This is a genomic window from Solibacillus silvestris, assembly GCF_051967575.1.
Classification (GTDB): domain Bacteria; phylum Bacillota; class Bacilli; order Bacillales_A; family Planococcaceae; genus Solibacillus; species Solibacillus silvestris_B.
Map to the genome: position 1 here is coordinate 120,251 of NZ_JBQCJW010000008.1, position 19,670 is coordinate 139,920.

Here is a 19,670-nt window from a genome sequence, read left to right on the forward strand (position 1 = left end):
CCTTACTCTTCCAAATCCTCTGTCTGCTCGACAATTTCGGATAAATCATTTTGGATTTCCACAATCTTCCCCTGAACGGCATTCACGAAATGTATTTCCTCTGTGCCGTCTGCTAACTTCACACGCACTTCCCATGTCGGAGCGAAAACCTGTGTTTGTGTTAGTTGAACAATTGTTGAATAGCCAAGATTCATATTCAAAATTTGAGAATCCGGTTTCAATAAATTCCTGCCATACAAAATTTGCAACACTTGTTTCGATGTTAATAAATTTTGCTGCTTGTCCAATTTCTCATGCTTTTCCAGCATAGTCTGCTCATATGCAATGATGCGATTATCATCATTCCAATAAATTTTCACATAGCCGCGCACATTGTAATAGAGCGTTAAGTTATTTACCTTCTGGAAAAATGTCGCCTCTTTTTTTTCCTCATCTACATTCCATAAAACATAAGAATCCCCTTCATGCACATAGCTGTGAAGAAATTCGGTATAGGGGTCACGTGCCGCATTTTCCTGAAGCTTTACAGGCTTTTCCATCGCCACAACGAGCTTATTGTCATTTTCGATTGTTGTGATCTGATTTGCAAAGTACGGAACTTCAGATGGGGAAAAATTTTTAATCTGCCCCGAATAATACGCTGCGCTTTCATTATTATTCGGAAGTGCAATATACGTAATATTGTCCTCTTTCAAATGTGCCTCAATTTTTGTAGTTTCCCCTAATACCTCGATTTTCCGCCCTTCGTTATAACTCTCTAAATACTGGGTATACAAAAAGAGATTCAGTATGAGAAACACCCATATAAAAATAGATTTCGTTCTATTCCAATCCATCTGTGATCCCCCCTGCAAGCTCAGGTGAAATGTGTGTCGACTCATTGTTCGAAATGGCAAACCAGCTCGGCTCTAAAATAAATACTTTTTCATCTTCCTTGTCCTGCATTAAATAATAGCCGACAACGACTTCATCCACCTCTTTGAATGGATAATCCTCCATTGTAAGAATATACTCTATTGCCTGTTCACCGGATACTAATTTTTTCTGTGCCCGTTCTGTGGGAATATCCGATTCGATTGAATAATAGGGACGCCGGTAGCGGAAAATCCGGTTTTCTCCCCATGTCGTCAAGATCCGGGTTGTCGTCGTTTTGCTGTATATTGGATACCCCTGCAAAAACAGCTGGTATTCGGTCATATGCTTTCCGATGTTCATCGTGGAGAAGCGGTAATCCAGCGTAAAGCCGCCATGGTCATTTACATAATCAAAGCTGTCCACCAATAATTTTGATGAGGGGATCGGTGCAATGCTTTCTGCAAGCGGGTACACATAATTGAAAATGCGATTCTTTTTATCTACCGTCATAAACGATATATCATCTGTATACTTTTCAGACTGTTCATTTTCTTCGCTGCGCTGAACAATTTTCGGATTGCTGAAGACGACCGATTTAAATACATCCGGCGAAATCTCATCGACCAAATATTTATAGCGCGTCGACAGTATCGGGTTTTGATCTACGTATAAGGAACGTGAAGCTTCGCGCTCTATCTCAATGTATGGACTATAATTGCCTGATGGCTCAATCACTTCCGCCAAAAATTGGTCTGTATCCAGCAAATCTGCATATGCTCTAAATAATAATCGCTTTTCTGTATTTAAAAAGAGCAGCTGCAATTGATTATTCGCGCTTACATTTGACCAGTCTACAATGAGATGTGTAAAGCTTGCATCCAGTACATCGTTATCATCGAATGATAATACGTTTGAAAAGACTTGCAACGGTACTTCATCATTGAAAAACATTGTTACACGATTGTTCTTTCTTAAAATTCCATTCATTTTCTGATTGGAAAGATTGCTGTCGATCAAATCAAGCTCATACGTTTGCCATGTTCGTAAATAACTGTAGAAATCGTTCAGAACATTCGGAGACACGGTACCGGAAAATTGGTCATTTTGGCGGTACAGCAGTCGATATGGCTTGAGCACATCCTGTAATTCCTTTGGCTTTCCGATTAAAACTTCATCGATCTGCGATTCCCCTATCAATTCATAGTCCGGCTTGTAATTCCAAATAAGAAGGGTAAAGACGATACTCAGTAAAACGAGGAATGCTAATAAAAGTGACTTTATTTGCTCGATATATTTCATTCCCAATCCCCCGCTTCATCCAATTCATACGGCAAGGTGAAGAATATCGTAGTACCTTGGCCTTCCTCACTTTCCGCCCAGATTTTTCCGCCATGCGCTTCAATCATTTCACGTGCAATCGCAAGACCTAAGCCTGTTCCGCCCATCGATCTTGCACGCGCACGGTCTACACGATAGAAACGATCAAAAATCCGCGCCACATTTTCTTTCGGAATTCCCATACCGTCATCCGATATCATAACGCGCAGCATATTATCATGCACTGTAAAGCCAAAACGAATATTCCCGCCATCTGGAGAATACTTCAGCGCATTTGAAATAATATTATCGATTACTTGTGTCAACTTATCCGTATCGATTTCAACAAAGTAACTTTTGTCAGGAAGCAGGCGAATAAACTCTACATTCCGTGACTTCGACATTTCAAAGCGATCAATGATACGGGTAAAGAACTTATTAAATTCCACAACTTCTAAATTCAGCTCATATTCCTGACTATCCATTTTCGATAGCTGCAGCAGATCATTCACAAGACGAATCATGCGCTCTGTTTCTGTTTGGGTTACGTTTAAAAATGTAGGCGCAATATGTTCATCTTGCCAAGCCCCGTCCGCCAATGCTTCTAAATAACTGCGCATTGTTGTAAGCGGTGTACGCAGCTCATGTGATACGTTCGCAACGAATTCACGACGCTCCATATCGATTTTCTCCTGCTCGGTAATGTCGTGCAACACGGTAATCAAACCGTTCACAAATCCGGTCTCTTTTTGGATTACTGAAAAGTTCGCACGCAGAACATACGGTGCTTCGTACATGCTGAAATCCAGATTCACCGGCTCTTTCATATGGATCAAATCTTCAAAGCTATACTCCTGGTCCAATCTTAATACAGAAGCTATAGGGCGGTTCAGTGTTGACTCACGCGTATCATGAAGCAAATCTAAAGCAGGTTCATTAATTAATATGATTTTCCCTTTGCGATCGGTCGCAATAACGCCATCCGTCATATTGCTAAGCACACTCGCCAATTTGCGTCGTTCTGCTTCTGTTGTGGACTGTGCCTCCTGCAAGCGATTTGTTAAGTGATTGAATGCAATCGCCAGCTGACCGATTTCATCCGTGCCGTATACCCGCACTTTACGCGAATAATTCCCTTTTGACATCGCTTGCGCTTGTTTTCGCATATCCGATATCGGGCGGGTAATCGTCCGTGCGACCAATACTCCCAAAATTATCGTAATCGCGAGCGACATCGCAATGCCCGCTGCAAAAATACGATTAATTTCACTTAGCTGCTCATATACCTTTTCGATATCCGACTGTACATAGATTGCCCCTCTAACTTCTCCATTCGATCCTACTGTGTCGGTAATAGGCAATGCTAATATCCATACCCTCTGCCCAGTATCCCGGTCAAGGGAAATGCTGTCCAACAATGTTTCAGCAGAGATCGCCTGCCGTATGAGATCTTCATTTGCCCGCTGCCCTACTACGGTTTGATTGGTGGTGTCAGAAGTGGCCAACACTTTATAGCGATTGTTCACGACATGGATTTTATTGATATCTTCCGTGGAAAACTCCTGTAAAATCGCATTTAAGCTCTCTTCCAATGAAGGCGACTCATCATTTCTCTCTTTAATCATTTCTTCCCGGATACTATAATGCACAAGCTCGATTCTTTGTCTAATCGAATCCTGGAAATTCGTTTTTAAATTCGTCTCAAGCTGCTTGGAAAAATAGATGCCAATAATTTGAAGTGCAATAATGATTAATAGCACATAAATTAATACAAGCTTTACATGGATGGACTTAAAAAAGCTCACTTTTTGCATGTAATTTACTCCTGCTCAGGATTTCTTAAGTAATAGCCGACCCCTCGTCTTGTCACAATCCATAATGGATGGCTTGGATTATCCTCAATTTTTTCGCGTAAACGCCGAATTGTCACATCCACTGTGCGCACATCACCGAAATAATCGTAGCCCCATACCGTTTGCAGCAGGTGCTCGCGCGTCATTACTTGGCCGATATGTTTCGCTAAATAATGCAATAGCTCGAATTCGCGGTGTGTTAATTCAATTGCCTCATCGCGCTTCAATACTAAATAAGCGTCAGGTTGGATCGTCAATGAGCCAACAACGATATCATTTGTTTCGGCTGTTGCTTCCTCTACTTGAGCCGGCACATTTAATCTGCGCATATTTGCCTTCACACGTGCAATGAGCTCACGCGTGCTAAATGGCTTCGTCACATAATCATCCGCGCCCATCTCAAGACCTAAAACTTTATCAATCTCCGAGCCTTTTGCGGTTAGCATAATAATCGGGAAATCGTATTTTTTTCGTACTTCACGGCATACTTCCATGCCATCGCGTTTTGGCAGCATAATATCCAACAACATTAAATCTGGCTGTTCTTCTTCTACCTTTTGCAATGCCTCGTCTCCATCGTATGCACATATCACACGGTAACCTTCTTTAATTAAATTAAATTGCAGAATATCTGCAATCGGCTTTTCATCGTCTACAACTAAAATTGTTTTATCCATCATGTATTCCTCTTTTCCTATGAAATTCTATATAAATGAAAGGATATCTTTATTTTTACTATTCCTACTCTATCACGGTTTGCCGTTTGGTGCATTATACAGATATTTTTCCCAAATTATTTTCCGGGAAATATTCCTTATATTTAACAATATTTTATAATTTTTTTTCACATCTCCTTGATCGCTATATGAAAGAAAAAGCAGCCCAGCTTTTGCTTGGACTGCTAAAATTTAATTTAAATATGACAACGGGTTTACTTCAGCACCGTCTTTGTGGATTTCAAAATGCAGATGTGTTCCGGTTGAGCGGCCTGTCGAACCCATTTGCCCAAGAGCAGATCCTTGTTCCAGCACTTGTCCAACAGATACATCAATTCGTGATAAGTGGGCATATAACGTTTCAAAACCGTTGTTATGGTCAATCACAACATAGTTTCCATATGTTGAATGTGTGCCCGCGGTTTTGACAACACCATTATCCGATGCTTTTATCGTATAGTTTGATGGTCGTGCAATGTCGATTCCATAATGATAGCGTCCCCAGCGATGTCCCATATTACTTGAAATATATCCTCCAAAGGCTGGCCAAGCAAATGTGCCCGTCCCAATCGATGGGATTACCTTTGTCCCTACAACGACAACGCGATTTTCGGGCTCTACTAGCACATTTTCGGCAGATTGGACTCGCTCTGTCCGTACACCGTTTTCTTCAGTAATCAAGTAGGAAACTTCTTTTTTCCCTTTTGAGCCTTCTTGCTTCACTACTTTTTCGCCTTTTAGCATTGTTTCATCTTCTTCAACAATTTTGGCGAAATCGATTTCTTCATCTTTTTTCTTTTCATAAATCGCCTTTACAGTAACAAAAGGCTTTTCCACTGTAACATTTAATTGCTGGTCGATTTGCAGTACCGAATCTGCTGTAAGCGAAGGATTCAATGACAGTAATTGGGCTGTCGTTAAATGATGTGCCTTGGCGATCGAGCCTAGCACATCCCCTGCTTTTACCGTATACGTTTCTTGCTGTTGGGAACCGGTTTGCAATAATTGGACCGCCTGTTGTACAGAAACGATTTCAGCCGGCTTTGCCAACATTTCCTGCCCTGTAATCGGTGCCGATAAATCGACATCGATAAGACGTGTTTCATCTTTTTTCAATTCGGGTAAAGATTCATTAGTTGAATTGTTTTCCAATTCATTTAACTGTTTTTGTGTAACATATTGAAGCTTTAATCCGTCAATTACAGCTTCAAACTCTGCTTTGTCCTTCAATGAAGCAACGACTGTTTCCCCTACTTGTAGAGAGTAGGCCTGTGCTTGGACTGTCAATGCTTCTTGAAGGTCTCTTAACGTTTGCTCTTCATTTGCTTCCACTTTGAATACTTGTTCCGGAATAATCGTAAGGTCGGCACTTGCATCAATAGCTAAATTTTCGTATTGTTCGCTTGCCTCTAGTTCTTTTTGTTGTACGACTTCATTAATTGTTGCTTCATCGGCAACAGCCCCAACGTATGTATTTGCTACATACACATGGTAAATTTTAGCGAATTTTTCTTTATCTGTTTCATTCGCGAAACCTAGATTGAATGTCACTGTAGAAACGAGTAATGCAAAAATTGCAGCCATTTTCAGTTTTCCATTGTGACGATTCATTAGACTTAGCTTTAAATTGTTTAAGTCTAACTTGTTTCCTTTTGAACTCATGATAAAGCTCCTTCCAACAATGTCTGATCTATAAAAAATGTAGTATACCCCTTAATCAATTACGTCATTGCGCAATTGCTCGGATTTTTTCGAGTTCATCCGAAAAGCTTCCTATAAAAATTCTGTGATACTTCTCTACAGCTGATTCACTTCTTTTAACTATGTTTTGCATACTTAAAAAGTCAGCAGCCGGCATTCATCCTTACATAAAAATAAGAACTTCTATTTAGGGAAGTTTAAACACACTTTGATAATGTACCATATTTCACAATTCAAATGAACTAATTCGCTACTTTTGTAATGAAATTGTATTATTTTCTAAAAAGTTGTTACATTCTCATTAATAGAATGGACGACTCTCTATCTTTATATTCACTTGCTACTTTTTTTATTCTTTTCATTAGCAAAACATAGCTTCCATTTACTTATTAGTAGAAGGAAAGTATTTTTATGTAGCCTTTCATCCCGCACGAAACCTTAAAAAATTAATGCCGTTAAAGGCGAATAATGAGTGGATGGTGTAATTGAAGTTTCGCTTTAGAAATGTAGTGATAGAATTTACGCTACCCATTTACTCTAGTGAAAGAAGATATGCGAAAATCTATAGTTTTTTCACATTAAAAAACACGAACATCTATATAACTTCCATAGAGTGTTCGTGTTTAACTATTATTCCTCGCGTGGTGGCGGGGTAAATTCCAAATTCAAGAATTTATTGTACTCTTTACGGAATGCCAAACTTACCGTACCTGTTGGACCATTACGCTGCTTTGCAATAATAATTTCGATAATATCTTTGCTTTCCGATTCTTTATCATAATAATCATCACGATATAAAAACGCAACGATATCGGCATCTTGCTCAATCGAACCCGACTCACGCAAGTCACTCATCATCGGGCGCTTGTCCTGACGCTGCTCTACACCACGGGATAGCTGTGACAGTGCGATTACCGGCACTTTTAATTCGCGCGCCAAACCTTTTAACGAACGTGAAATTTCCGATACTTCCTGCTGACGGTTTTCGCCAGGCTTCCCGCTGCCTAAAATCAGCTGCAAGTAATCAATTAAAATCATGCCTAATCCGCTTTCTTTTGCTAATCGGCGGCACTTGGCGCGAATATCAGTCATCCGTACGCCTGGAGAATCATCAATGTAAATCCCGGAATTCGATAAGCTTCCCATTGCCATCGTCAGCTTGCTCCAATCCTCCGCCTCTAAAGCGCCAGTACGCAAGCGTTGTGCATCTATATTCCCTTCCGCGCAAAGCATACGCATGACAAGCTGGTCTGCACCCATCTCCAAAGAAAAGATCGCGACATTTTCACGTGCTTTAACGGCAACGCTTTGGGCAACATTCAGGGCAAAAGCTGTCTTACCTACCGACGGACGAGCTGCAACGATAATTAAATCATTGCGCTGGAAACCGGCAGTCATTTTATCCAAGTCACGGAAGCCCGTCGGAATACCTGTCACGTCCCCGTCACGTGATTGAAGCTGCTCAATATTATCAAATGTTTGGACTAGTACATCCTTTACATGCTTAAAATCGCCCGCATTTTTGCGGTTTGAGACTTCCAGCATTTTCTTCTCGGCTTCTGCCAATAAAACTTCTACTTCGTCTTCTCGCGTATATCCATCATCCGCAATTTTCGAGGCAACCCTAATAAGTCGGCGCAAAATCGCCTTTTCCTCTACAATCTTTGCATAATGGGCAATATTGGCGGCTGTCGGAACCGCATTTGCAAGTTCCGTAATATAGCTTAAACCGCCGATATCCTCAAGCTCTTTTTTTGCCGATAATTCTTCTGTAACAGTAACAACATCAATCGCTTTTCCTTGGTCGCTTAAGTTCAGCATCGTTTGGAAGATTTTTTGATGTGCAATATGATAAAAATCATCGGCAATTACAATTTCGGATGCTGTTATAAGTGCTTGCGGCTCAAGGAAAACGGCGCCAATAACCGATTGTTCGGCTTCATTATTATGCGGCGGAACGCGGTCCATCATGGATTCGTTCATTGTTGTGGCTCCTTATTCTTCAATTACATGTACTTTTAAAGTGGCCTTTACATCTTGATGTAATTTAACAGGAACGTTAGTAAAGCCTAATGAACGAATACCTTCATTGCAATCCATTTTACGTTTGTCTACTTTAAAACCATGCTTTTTTTGTAATGCGTCAGCAATTTGCTTTGTGGAAACAGAACCAAACAAGCGGCCGCCTTCACCTGATTTTGCTTTCACCTCTACTGTAATTGCTTCCAATTGTTCTTTTAAATCTTTTGCAGCCTGCAGTTCTGCTGCTGCATTTTTCTCTTCTAGGCGCTTTTGACCTTGCAATTCACTCATCGCTTGGTTATTTGCTTCTTTTGCATAGCCGTTCTTTATTAAAAAGTTGCGTGCATAGCCTTCTGCCACTTCTTTAATTTCGCCTTTTTTGCCTTTACCTTTTACATCTTTTAAAAATACTACTTTCATGATTCCTTGCTCCCTTCGACTATTTCACCAATGGCTTCATATAAATATTTTTTTACTTCGTCAATGGAACTTGCCTCCATTTGAGTAGCGGCATTTGTAAGGTGGCCGCCACCGCCAAGCTTCTCCATGACAAGCTGGACATTTACCTCTCCCAATGACCGTGCACTAATGCCGATCAGCCCGTCACTGCGATGTGCAATGACAAATGACGCACCGACATCTTTCATCGTCAATAAAATATCCGCTGTTTGTGCGATTAATACTGAATCATATATTTTTGAATCTTCACCATATGCAACCGCAATTCCTTTAAACGGGAATTGAACAGTTTGGATAATTTTCGAACGCGTGACATAAGTTTCCACATCTTCTTTTAATAATCGCTGTATTAACACCGTGTCTGCTCCAAATGTCCGCAAATAAGATGCGGCTTCAAATGTCCGTGCGCCTGTTCTAAGGGTGAAGCTTTTCGTATCCACTATAATACCAGATAATAATGCTGTTGCTTCAAGCGGCAGCAATTTTTCATTTTGCGGCTGGTATTCCAAAAGCTCTGTTACTAATTCCGCTGTAGAGGAAGCATATGGCTCCATATAGACTAATGTCGGATTATTAATAAATTCCTCGCCGCGACGATGATGGTCAATGACAACCACTTTATCCGATTTACTTAATAAGCGGCTATCAATAACCATGCTAGGTTTATGTGTATCAACAATTACAACAAGGGATTTTGGCGTCATTTTCGATAAAGCCTCGTCAGGTGCAATAAAGCTTCCGTAAAAATCAGTTTTTTGCTCCAACTCGGTCATTAATCTGTCCACACTTCCATGAACTTCATCGAAATTTACAATAACGAAACCTTCAATCCCATTCATTGCGACCATTTTACGAACGCCTACACATGCACCGATCGAGTCCATGTCCGGGTTTTTATGCCCCATTACAAATACGCGATCACTATCTTGAATCAAATCACTGAGTGCATGTGATATAACACGGGCACGTACCCTCGTGCGCTTTTCGACAGGATTCGTTTTCCCGCCATAGAAGCGGATTTTACCGTTCGATTGCTTAATCGCCACTTGGTCGCCGCCGCGTCCTAATACTAAATCGAGTCCCGACTGGGCCAACTGTCCAAGCTCCACCAATGATTGAGAGCCTGCGCCGATTCCAATGCTTAAAGTTAATGATAAATTTTTCTGCATCATCGTACGCTCGCGTATTACATCCAAAATCGAAAAACGTTTTTGCTCAAGTTCAGTCAAAATCGATTCATTTAATACAGCCATAAAGCGGTCAGATGCAATTCTTTTTACAAAAATATCATAATGCGCCGCCCATTCATTCACAATAGAGGTGACCATCGTATTTGTTACGCTTCGTGCTTGGTCATCCATGCCTGATGTAAGCTCATCATAGTTGTCGATAAATAGAATTGCGAGTACTGTACGTTCCGCTAAATATTGCTTCTCTATTTGCACTTGTTTCGTTACATCGAAGAAATAAAACAGCTTTTCTTCATTTTTATAAAAAATATGATATTTTCGATCATGTATGGCGATTACCGTTTCATTTTTTTGATCTTGATTCACAAGTGCCGGCAGCTCCTCTGAAATCGTGTCCAATTCATATCCGATTAAAGATTCTTGCTGTAAAACACGAAGCATAAACGGATTTGCCCATTCCACCGTCATTTCATCATTCATTAATAATATCCCGAACGGCATTTCTAAAAACGCTTCTTTTCCTACATCTTCCATACGATACGAAAGTGATTCAATATGCTTTTCTGTTTCTATATACGTCAATAGTTCAATCTTTAACGTATAATAGGCAGCAACCGCATACACTAATATAAAGGCGACCCCAATCCATACATTCCACATCATAATAAGGATAGCTGCTACTGCACCTAGTAAGACTAATACTAAAAGTGGATATCGAATTGGTCTTTTGCGAAAAATCCCCATTTCAATCAGCTCCTCATTTTTGACTCTTTTCTTGAATGTAATCTCTTGCATTAAAGCCTAAATCAATAATACCTACTAAAATAACGAATGAATAAAGAGGTATCGCTATAAATGTACTTAATACTTTTATAAATTTCGGATAGCCAAATGCATCAAGAGCATAATGGATAAACGAGATTCCTTGGATCGTCAGCAATACCCATAAAATCATTGATATATTTAACATAATGATTGCTAATGAAGAATCCGGATCTGGACGAATGAATATATTAATCGATAAAACGATTAAGTAATACCATAAGACCGAACGCGGCAACCGCAATTCACTAAACTTCGAAAATTTTGGCACATCTACTTTTAAACGCTTTAAAATTGGCAGGTTCACCGAGATGAGCACAAGCGCAGATGTCAGCATAGCAAGCGTAACAGCGGCCGGAATCGTCATTTCCAATGTGTTTAACATATTATTCAAATTATCCAGCGCTTCTTTAGGCGTCGCTTGCCCAGTCAGTTTTTCCGTCATTTTAATCGATTCTAAATAGCCTGTTTTCATAAGATCCAGCGAATTTCGAATAAAATCAAATTCAAATAGACGCACCGCAATTACATATTGAATGGCAAATGTAATGAGTAGGCTGATGCTCGTAGATATAAACATAAATACTTTGCTTTTTTTATGATAAATGGCATCCCCTATCGTCAATCCTGCTGCTGCAAAAATTAATGAAGCGGGAATAAGTAGCAATCCACCAATAAAAAAAGTAACAATTACCGCAATGCCGGCAACTAAAAACGAGTATTTTCGTTCGTAATTTGCACTATACCAAATAATCGGTAACGGCGCGATTATCGCTGCTATAATTTTCACCACAGGCATATAAAATACGATTGCCATTAACACAGTAAATAGAGCAACCATCATCGCACCATGTGCCAGCTTCCTTGTTTGATTATTTTGCATGGAGAACCTTCCTTATCTTTTGTTCGAAAGACATTATATTACTGTGAACATCGAATGCCTTTCTTCCACCTTGTGTTTATATTTCCACAAGTCGACTTTCAACTTTTCTCTCCATCCTATTGTACCATTTTTAGAAGACCAAACAAACTAACGGTTATGACAAGACGGCGAATTAAACCTTTACATTATTGCATCAGCCCCGGCTTTGTATCCATGCAAAGACAGAGACACGTAAATCAAAATATTAGTATGTCATTTTCGATATTTCAGTATAGCTTAATATGGGATATTTTTCGTTTGAATACATAGATCTTAAGTTTAAAAAGCTATTTTCCCGTCTTTTATGTCCTTTATTTCGTTGACAATTTGTATTGTATAGCATATATTATGTAACCGGTAACACATTTTATTTTAGGGGGCGAATAGATGGTTAACATTAAAGATGTGGCAAAGATTGCGAATCTTTCTGTGGCGACAGTATCGCGCTACCTAAATCAAAACGGTTATGTAAGTGAAAAATCATCAAAACGTATTAAACAGGCAATCCAGGAGCTGGATTATAAGCCTAGCAGTGTTGCACGTTCATTGAGTAAAAAACAATCCAATATCATCGGTCTGATTGTGCCGGATATAAAAAATCCATACTTCCCGGAATTGGCTCGGGCAGTGGAAGATATGGCCTGGTCTTATGGCTATACAGTTGTTCTTTGCAACTCAGACGAGCAAATGGAAAAAGAATTATTATATATAGAGCGCTTATCACAAACATATGTTGCAGGGTTAATTGTGACAACAAGCCTGATGGATCCTTCCGTTTACATGGCAAATAATACGCCAATCGTTGCACTGGACCGAATGATTGATGCCGCTGTGCCAACCGTGGCAACTGATAACCGGAAAGGGGCCAAGCTTGGGACGGAATATTTGCTCACAAATGGCGCGGGAAATTTATTATGCATACGTGGACCAAAAGGCATAAAAACTGCGGATGACCGATTTATAGGATTTCTAGAAGCAACTGATGAGCATGGGGCAGATTCAATTGTTGTAACAACATCATTTGATTTTAAAGCTGCTGCCGAAGTGATTGAACAGACGCTGGCAATACACCCGTATATTGATGGGATTTTTGCAAGCAGCGATACATTAGCCATTGCTGCACTTCATATTGCACATAAGCTTGGAAAACGCGTACCGGAAGAACTGCAAATCGTAGGCTTTGATGGAATTGAGCTCGGTGAGATGGTGTCACCGCCGTTAACAACAGTCGGTCAGGACTTATATAAAATGGGTGCTGCTGCTGCTGCAATGTTGATCGAGCAGATTGAAGGAAAAGAAATAAAACAAACGGTATTGAATATAGATGCACAGTTAATTGTGCGGGGTACAACAAGAAAGGAAGCTGCAAAATGATTACGGTAATAGGAAGTATTAATATGGACTTAGTTGTACAAATGGAGGTTTTTCCAACACAAGGGGAGACCGTTTTAGGAAGTTTATTTACAACGGCCCCAGGCGGTAAAGGCGCAAATCAGGCAGTAGCCGCCGCACATTTAGGCAGCCAAGTTAAAATGTTAGGCGCAGTAGGCTCGGATAGCTTCGGTGTGGAGCTTCGTGCAAATTTGAATAAAGCAAATATAGATACTAGCTTAGTTATGAATACAGATGGTGCAACAGGCATTGCTAATATTTTACTCCATGAATCAGACAATCGTATCGTCGTTGTACCAGGTGCCAACTCTAAAATAACACCAGAAGTGGTTGCCAAAGCAAAAGATGTTATTGGAAAAAGCCAATTAGTTGTGATGCAGCTTGAAATTCCGGTAGAAACGATTGCGTATAGCTTGAAATTATGCAAGGAGCTCCAAGTTCCAGTGCTATTTAACCCGGCTCCAGCAGCAAACTTCAACATTAATTGGATGCCGTATATTGATTACTTAACGCCAAACGAAACCGAATGTGCATTACTATTTGGAGACGATGTGGAAGCAGCATTAGAGAAATATCCAAATCAGTTAATTGTGACATTAGGTGATGATGGTGCACGCTACTTTGATGGCGAAAAACATGTACATGTAAAAGGGTATACTACGACAGCTGTCGATACAACAGGTGCCGGCGATACATTTAACGGTGCATTCGCGCATGCGATCACAAACGGTCAATCGATTGAGGAAGCAGTATCTTTTGCGAATATCGCGGCCTCATTATCCGTTGAAAAATTCGGTGCACAAGGTGGTATGCCAAGATTAGCGGAAGTGATTGCCCGAAAGGAAGGCGCAAAATGAAAAAACAGGGCATTTTAAATCGTGAATTGGCCGGTATATTTGCACGTTTAGGTCATACAGATAAAATCGTCATTGCCGATTGCGGCTTACCGATTCCAGATGGTATTGCATGTATTGATCTAGCATATAAACTGGGGGAACCAGGATTTATGACGATTTTAGAAGTCGTTTTGGAGGATTTAAAAGTAGAACATAGTTACTTAGCTGAAGAAATAAAAACTGCTAACGAAATAATTCATTCTTCTGTTTTGCAAAATGTGGGACCGGTTACATATATATCCCATGAGCAATTCAAAAAAATGTCGAGCGAAGCAAAAGTCATTATTCGTACAGGTGAAATAACACCATACGCAAACATCATGCTACAAAGTGGCGTAATTTTTTAAGGCAGGTGTCGGAAAATGATTGAAATGAAGGGCATAAGAAAAGCATTCAGTGGCAATGTCGTATTAAACAATGTTGAATTCACGTTATTAAATGGTGAAATCCACGCGCTAATGGGGGAAAATGGGGCCGGTAAATCAACAATGATGAAAATTTTAGCCGGCATCTACTCACGTGATCATGGTGATGTGCTAGTAGACGGACAGTCATATACATTTACTTCTGCAAAGGACGCAGAAAGTTTAGGCATTCACGTGATTCACCAAGAATTGAATATTCTCCCGCATCTATCTGTTGCGGAAAACCTGTTTTTAGGAAAAGAAAAAACAGTCGGACGCACGGGCTTCCTGCGTACTCGTGAAATGAACAAAGAAGCACAGACACTATTAGCAAAGCTCGGTTTACACATTGATGTGCGCCAGCCTGCCGGTTCCTTATCAGTCGGGAAACAACAAATAATTGAAATTGCCAAGGCGATCAATTCAGAAGCAAAATATATCGTAATGGATGAACCGACAGCTGCGTTAACAGACCGTGAAATTGAAACGCTTTTCGAAACGATCCGCGAACTGAAAGCAAAAGGAATTTCATTTGTTTATATTTCACATCGTATGGAGGAAATTTTTGCGATTTGTGATCGCATTACCATTTTGCGAGACGGTGAATATGTCGGCGTTCGTGAAATTCCAAACACAACCTTTGATGAAATTGTCCAAATGATGGTCGGACGCGAGCTAGGTGAACGCTTCCCAAGCCGTGATGCGAAAATCGGGGACGTTGCTTTGGAAGTAAAAGGGTTAACATGTCCTGCGGTATGCAAAGATATTAACTTTCAGATTCGTAAAGGGGAAATCCTGGCATTTGCCGGTTTAATGGGGGCAGGCCGTACAGAAGTGGCACAAGCAATTTTCGGAAGCCGTAAAAAGTCAAAGGGTGAAATTTTCATCCATGGAAAAAAAGCGACGATTAAAAATCCGATCCAAGCGATGAAATACGGCATCGGTTTTGTGACGGAGGACCGTAAAACAGAAGGTCTTTTGTTAGATTTTTCAATTAAACAAAATATGTTTTTGACGGATTTAACAACGATTGCAAAGGGTGGCTTTATACAAGCACAACACGAGCAATTACAGGCTGCAAAATATATTGAGCAGCTAAATATTCGCTGCAGTGGCGCAACACAGACTGTTGGCTCCTTAAGTGGCGGGAATCAGCAAAAAGTAGTCATCGCAAAATGGTTGAATACAAGACCGGATATTTTAATTTTAGATGAACCTACCCGCGGCGTTGATATTGGCGCGAAAAAGGAAATCTACTCCATTATAAATAAATTAGCTGAGGAAGGTGTAGCCATTTTAATGATTTCGTCAGAGCTTCCGGAAGTTTTAGGAATGGCGGATCGTGTAATGGTCATGCAAGAAGGACGTCAAACAGCTATTTTAGACAATGTTGATTTAACACAGGAAACAATTATGCATTATGCAACAGGAGGAGAAGAAGTTGTTCAAAACTAGCTCAAAAGAAATGTTGGGAAAGCTAGGTCCTCTTTTAGGATTATTTTTAATTGTAATTGTCATTACGATTTTAAATCCAAGCTTTATGACAACAGATAATATTTTAAATATTCTACGCCAAGTATCGATCAGCGCGCTCATTGCATTTGGTATGACTTTTGTTATTTTAACGGGCGGCATTGATTTATCGGTCGGCTCGACATTGGCCCTTACTGGTGCAGTTGGTGCCACAATGCTTGCTTCAGGGATGGACCCTGTGTTGACGATTTTCACAGCATTATTGTTAGGGGCAATTCTTGGTGCTGTAAATGGGATCATTATTGCAAAAGGGAAAGTCGCACCATTCATCGCAACATTGGCAACAATGACGATTTACCGTGGATTAACGTTAGTGTATACGGATGGTCGCCCTGTTTCAAACTTAGGAAATGAAATTACATTCCAAATGTTAGGAAAAGGATATTTCTTCGGTATCCCTGTTCCGGTATGTACAATGATTCTAGCTTTCATTGCGTTATATGTAATTATGCATAAAACAACATTCGGCCGCCGTGTTTATGCTGTAGGTGGCAATGAAGCGGCTTCTAAATTATCGGGAATCAATGTGGATCGTGTAAAAATTGCAGTATATTCGTTAACAGGTATGTTAGCTGCTTTGTCCGCTCTGATTTTAACATCTCGTCTAAACTCTGCACAGCCAACAGCAGGGACATCTTATGAATTGGATGCAATCGCAGCAGTCGTTTTAGGAGGAACAAGTTTAACAGGCGGTAAAGGCTGGATTTTCGGTACATTAGTCGGTGCCTTAATTATCGGTGTGCTGAATAACGGTTTAAACTTAATCGGTGTTTCTTCATTCTTCCAGCAAGTAGTAAAAGGAATTGTTATTTTAATCGCGGTGTTAATTGACCGTAAAAAAACAGCGTAGAAGGAGGTCATTAGCGTGAAAAAACAAGTAATATTTTTAATGGCACTTTTGGCCGCAGTAATATTATCGGCTTGTTCGGTAAAACCAGGCTTCTCTTTGGAGCCTTCTTTCGGAACATCCGCTGCATCTACAGAGAGCAGCAATGAGATATTGACAATCGGTTTATCTATTTCAACTTTAAATAATCCGTTCTTCGTAACGCTAAGCGAAAATGCAGAAGCAAAGGCAAAAGAGCTCGGTGCGAAAACAACGATTGTCGATGCGCAGGATAATGCGTCTAAACAAGCTTCCGATATTGAAGATCTGATCCAGCAAAACGTTGATTTGATCATCATTAATCCGGTAGATTCTATTGCTGTTGCAACTGCTGTTGAATCTGCAAATGCTTTAAATATTCCTGTCATCACGGTAGACCGTTCATCTGAAGGTGGCGAAGTTGTATCACATATCGCCTCTGATAACGTGGCGGGCGGGGTGCTTGCCGGAGACTATATTACAAAGCTGGTTGGTGAAGGTGCCAAAGTTGTTGAATTAGAAGGTGTCGCAGGGTCGTCTGCTGCGCGTGACCGTGGACAAGGGTTCAATGAAGCTGTCACAGGTATATTGGACGTCGTTACAAAGCAAACAGCGAACTTTAACCGTTCAGAAGGCTTAACAGTAATGGAGAATATCCTGCAATCCAACCCAGATGTTACTGCCGTATTTGCACACAATGACGAAATGGCATTAGGTGCACAAGAAGCAATTTCGGCTTCAGGTAAGAAGATTGTAGTAGTCGGCTTTGATGCAACCGACGATGCGGTAGCTGCTGTAAAAGCAGGACGTCTAGCTGCAACGGTTGCGCAAAAACCAGATGAGATCGGAAAAATCGCGATGGAAACGGCGGTTGCTTATTTAAATGGGGAAACTGTTGAAGAAGTTATTCCGGTCAATCTTGAATTAATTACAAAATAATAAAGCATGAAACAGCATATAATAATGCTCTTTCGTCTTTATAGGCTGCCACAACAAGAGGTTTATTATTGTGGCAGTTTTTATTTTCGAAATAACTTAACCATTCATAAGTACGGCTTGAAATACAATTTGCTCAATACAATGCCTAAAATGTTTAGAACTAAGCAAAGAAGCCCCATCCCCTTAATCTTTTTAAAACAGAAAAAGTACAGCCAAGGCAAATTAAGCCTATGCTGTACTTTTAAAAGATATTATTTATCTTCAGCAACGAATGGTAATAATGCCATAATACGTGAAACTTTGATTGCAGATGTAAGTTTACGTTGGTATTTAGCAGAAGTACCAGTTACGCGACGTGGTAAAATTTTACCGCGCTCAGAGATGAATTTCTTTAAAAGATCTACATCTTTGTAGTCGATGTGCGTAATGTTGTTTGAAGTGAAGTAGCAAACTTTACGGCGTTTGCGGCCTCCGCGACGTGGTGCCATTATCGTGTTCCTCCTTTTAATTTTTAATTGCAGATGTGAAGCTCTTAGAACGGTAAATCGTCTTCGGAAACTTCGATTGGTCCTTTACTGTTCGCAAAAGGATCTTCATCTACACGTGTATAATTTTGCTGATTTTGAGGTGGCTGTTGATAAGAACCGTAAGAATCCTGTGGTTGCGCGCCTCCAAATTGCTGGTTTGGCTGGTTATATGATGGCTGGCCACCATAGTTTTGCCCACCGCTATATTGTTGACCTTGTGTACCTTGAGATGCATTAGCTCCTCCGCGCGGCTCCAAGAACTGCACCGAATCAGCAACTACATCTGTCGTGTATACACGCTTTCCATCTTGTCCTTCAAAGCTACCTGTTTGAATACGACCTTCTACACCAATCAAGCTTCCTTTTCTCATGAAGTTTGCTAAGTTTTCAGCTTGCTTTCTCCAAGCAATACAGCCTATGAAATCTGCTTCGCGTTCACCTGACTGGCTCGAAAATGTACGGTTTACGGCAATCGTAAAACGTGCCATTGGAACTCCACTCGGTGTGTAACGAAGCTCTGGATCCTTTGTAAGCCTTCCGACTAATACAACACGGTTAATCATCAATGCACCCTCCTTTTTTCAGCATTTAAGTTTAAAAATTATTTTTCCTCTTCGCGTACTGCGATATGACGGATGATGTCTTCGCTGATGTTCGCTAAACGAGTGTATTCGTTGATTGCTTCATTACCAGCGTTAACTTTCACGATTTGGTAGAAACCTTCGCGGAAGTCATTGATTTCGTAAGCTAAACGACGCTTACCCCAATCTTTTGCTTCTGTGATTTCTGCGCCATTTGAAGTTAAGATGTCGTTGAAACGCTCTACTAAAGCTTTCTTCGCTTCTTCTTCAATGTTTGGGCGGATGATGTACATTAATTCGTACTTTCTCATTTGTGTTTGCACCTCCTTATGGACTTGGGCTCTCCTATTAAATAGGGAGCAAGGAGTAAGTAAATTCTATTACTCACATCAATGAATTGTATCATAGTTGCCTTTTAGGCGCAACCTAATATACCTCTTAATGTTTATTCAATTTTTGTTATTTTCATTAAATCAGATTATGTATATATAATTGTGTAAAATCGAATAGTTATATCCATTCCTGAATAATTGATTGTGCAACTAAATATGAGGGGGAATATTATGCGAAATTTTAGGATTATATTTTGTCGATTGACGATTATGGTGCTGAAGTTGAGGATTAAATGAATGAAGTTATCCCCTTTCTTCCATGCCCACGCCCTCCTTACAAAAAC

18 protein-coding genes are annotated in these 19,670 nt (G+C 40.3%); 6 read left to right on the forward strand and 12 right to left on the reverse strand.

Translation table 11 applies throughout. From position 1 onward, the window contains the following. Positions 1 to 2 precede the first annotated feature (2 nt). The 9 genes from ACTHOQ_RS07660 to ACTHOQ_RS07700 all read right to left on the reverse strand — a co-directional run bounded on the left by ACTHOQ_RS07660 (position 3) and on the right by ACTHOQ_RS07700 (position 11,818). The gene (locus ACTHOQ_RS07660) at positions 3 to 836 is read right to left on the reverse strand and encodes a two-component system regulatory protein YycI (protein ID WP_440495233.1); all 834 of its coding nucleotides are present in this window, start codon (positions 834 to 836) and stop codon (positions 3 to 5) included. Next, positions 823 to 2,154, reverse strand: a complete 1,332-nt coding sequence (locus tag ACTHOQ_RS07665) for a YycH family regulatory protein (protein WP_440495234.1) — start codon at positions 2,152 to 2,154, stop codon at positions 823 to 825. Before ACTHOQ_RS07665 ends, ACTHOQ_RS07660 begins: the two co-directional genes overlap by 14 nt. Continuing rightward, positions 2,151 to 3,986, reverse strand: coding sequence for a cell wall metabolism sensor histidine kinase WalK (gene walK / locus ACTHOQ_RS07670; RefSeq protein ID WP_440495235.1), 1,836 nt, complete (start codon positions 3,984 to 3,986; stop codon positions 2,151 to 2,153). The genes ACTHOQ_RS07665 and walK overlap by 4 nt, the downstream gene beginning before the upstream one ends. A 5-nt stretch (positions 3,987 to 3,991) precedes the next feature. Next, complete coding sequence (gene yycF / locus ACTHOQ_RS07675) at positions 3,992 to 4,702, reverse strand: response regulator YycF (protein WP_440495236.1); 711 nt, start codon at positions 4,700 to 4,702, stop codon at positions 3,992 to 3,994. A gap of 231 nt (positions 4,703 to 4,933) precedes the next feature. Further along, the gene (locus ACTHOQ_RS07680) at positions 4,934 to 6,403 is read right to left on the reverse strand and encodes a peptidoglycan DD-metalloendopeptidase family protein (RefSeq protein WP_440495237.1); all 1,470 of its coding nucleotides are present in this window, start codon (positions 6,401 to 6,403) and stop codon (positions 4,934 to 4,936) included. A 669-nt stretch (positions 6,404 to 7,072) separates the two neighbouring features. Then, positions 7,073 to 8,425 carry a replicative DNA helicase gene (gene dnaB / locus ACTHOQ_RS07685; RefSeq protein ID WP_440495239.1) on the reverse strand — a complete coding sequence of 451 codons (1,353 nt, stop codon included), beginning with the start codon at positions 8,423 to 8,425 and terminating at the stop codon, positions 7,073 to 7,075. Between the two features lie 12 nt (positions 8,426 to 8,437). Continuing rightward, the gene (rplI, locus tag ACTHOQ_RS07690) at positions 8,438 to 8,884 is read right to left on the reverse strand and encodes a 50S ribosomal protein L9 (protein WP_440495240.1); all 447 of its coding nucleotides are present in this window, start codon (positions 8,882 to 8,884) and stop codon (positions 8,438 to 8,440) included. Further along, positions 8,881 to 10,857 (reverse strand): DHH family phosphoesterase, encoded by a 1,977-nt coding sequence (locus ACTHOQ_RS07695; protein WP_440495242.1) that lies wholly within the window; start codon positions 10,855 to 10,857, stop codon positions 8,881 to 8,883. The genes rplI and ACTHOQ_RS07695 overlap by 4 nt, the downstream gene beginning before the upstream one ends. 13 nt (positions 10,858 to 10,870) lie before the next feature. Then, positions 10,871 to 11,818 (reverse strand): YybS family protein, encoded by a 948-nt coding sequence (locus ACTHOQ_RS07700; RefSeq protein ID WP_440495243.1) that lies wholly within the window; start codon positions 11,816 to 11,818, stop codon positions 10,871 to 10,873. A gap of 426 nt (positions 11,819 to 12,244) precedes the next feature. Here ACTHOQ_RS07700 and ACTHOQ_RS07705 point away from each other — a divergent pair, with 426 nt between their 5' ends. From ACTHOQ_RS07705 to rbsB, 6 genes are read left to right on the forward strand one after another with little or no spacing between them, the layout of a single operon-like run. Further along, complete coding sequence (locus ACTHOQ_RS07705; RefSeq protein WP_440495244.1) at positions 12,245 to 13,231, forward strand: LacI family DNA-binding transcriptional regulator; 987 nt, start codon at positions 12,245 to 12,247, stop codon at positions 13,229 to 13,231. After that, positions 13,228 to 14,106: a ribokinase gene (gene rbsK, locus ACTHOQ_RS07710; RefSeq protein ID WP_440495245.1), complete on the forward strand. Its 879-nt coding sequence runs from the start codon at positions 13,228 to 13,230 to the stop codon at positions 14,104 to 14,106. Before ACTHOQ_RS07705 ends, rbsK begins: the two co-directional genes overlap by 4 nt. Next, positions 14,103 to 14,492 (forward strand): D-ribose pyranase, encoded by a 390-nt coding sequence (rbsD, locus tag ACTHOQ_RS07715; protein ID WP_440495246.1) that lies wholly within the window; start codon positions 14,103 to 14,105, stop codon positions 14,490 to 14,492. Before rbsK ends, rbsD begins: the two co-directional genes overlap by 4 nt. Positions 14,493 to 14,507: 15 nt before the next feature. Further along, the gene (locus ACTHOQ_RS07720; protein ID WP_440495247.1) at positions 14,508 to 16,004 is read left to right on the forward strand and encodes a sugar ABC transporter ATP-binding protein; all 1,497 of its coding nucleotides are present in this window, start codon (positions 14,508 to 14,510) and stop codon (positions 16,002 to 16,004) included. After that, positions 15,991 to 16,932: a ribose ABC transporter permease gene (gene rbsC, locus ACTHOQ_RS07725; RefSeq protein ID WP_440495249.1), complete on the forward strand. Its 942-nt coding sequence runs from the start codon at positions 15,991 to 15,993 to the stop codon at positions 16,930 to 16,932. Before ACTHOQ_RS07720 ends, rbsC begins: the two co-directional genes overlap by 14 nt. Positions 16,933 to 16,947: 15 nt before the next feature. Then, positions 16,948 to 17,886, forward strand: coding sequence for a ribose ABC transporter substrate-binding protein RbsB (gene rbsB, locus ACTHOQ_RS07730; protein ID WP_440495251.1), 939 nt, complete (start codon positions 16,948 to 16,950; stop codon positions 17,884 to 17,886). A 251-nt stretch (positions 17,887 to 18,137) separates the two neighbouring features. Here rbsB and rpsR read toward each other — a convergent pair whose 3' ends face one another. Genes rpsR through rpsF form a run of 3 tightly spaced genes read right to left on the reverse strand, consistent with a single transcriptional unit; the run spans position 18,138 to position 19,305 of the window. Then, complete coding sequence (gene rpsR / locus ACTHOQ_RS07735; RefSeq protein WP_188227411.1) at positions 18,138 to 18,377, reverse strand: 30S ribosomal protein S18; 240 nt, start codon at positions 18,375 to 18,377, stop codon at positions 18,138 to 18,140. A 41-nt stretch (positions 18,378 to 18,418) separates the two neighbouring features. Further along, positions 18,419 to 18,976, reverse strand: a complete 558-nt coding sequence (gene ssb, locus ACTHOQ_RS07740; RefSeq protein ID WP_440495252.1) for a single-stranded DNA-binding protein — start codon at positions 18,974 to 18,976, stop codon at positions 18,419 to 18,421. Positions 18,977 to 19,014: 38 nt separating this feature from the next. After that, positions 19,015 to 19,305: a 30S ribosomal protein S6 gene (gene rpsF, locus ACTHOQ_RS07745; RefSeq protein ID WP_440495254.1), complete on the reverse strand. Its 291-nt coding sequence runs from the start codon at positions 19,303 to 19,305 to the stop codon at positions 19,015 to 19,017. Between the last annotated feature and the right edge of the window lie 365 nt (positions 19,306 to 19,670).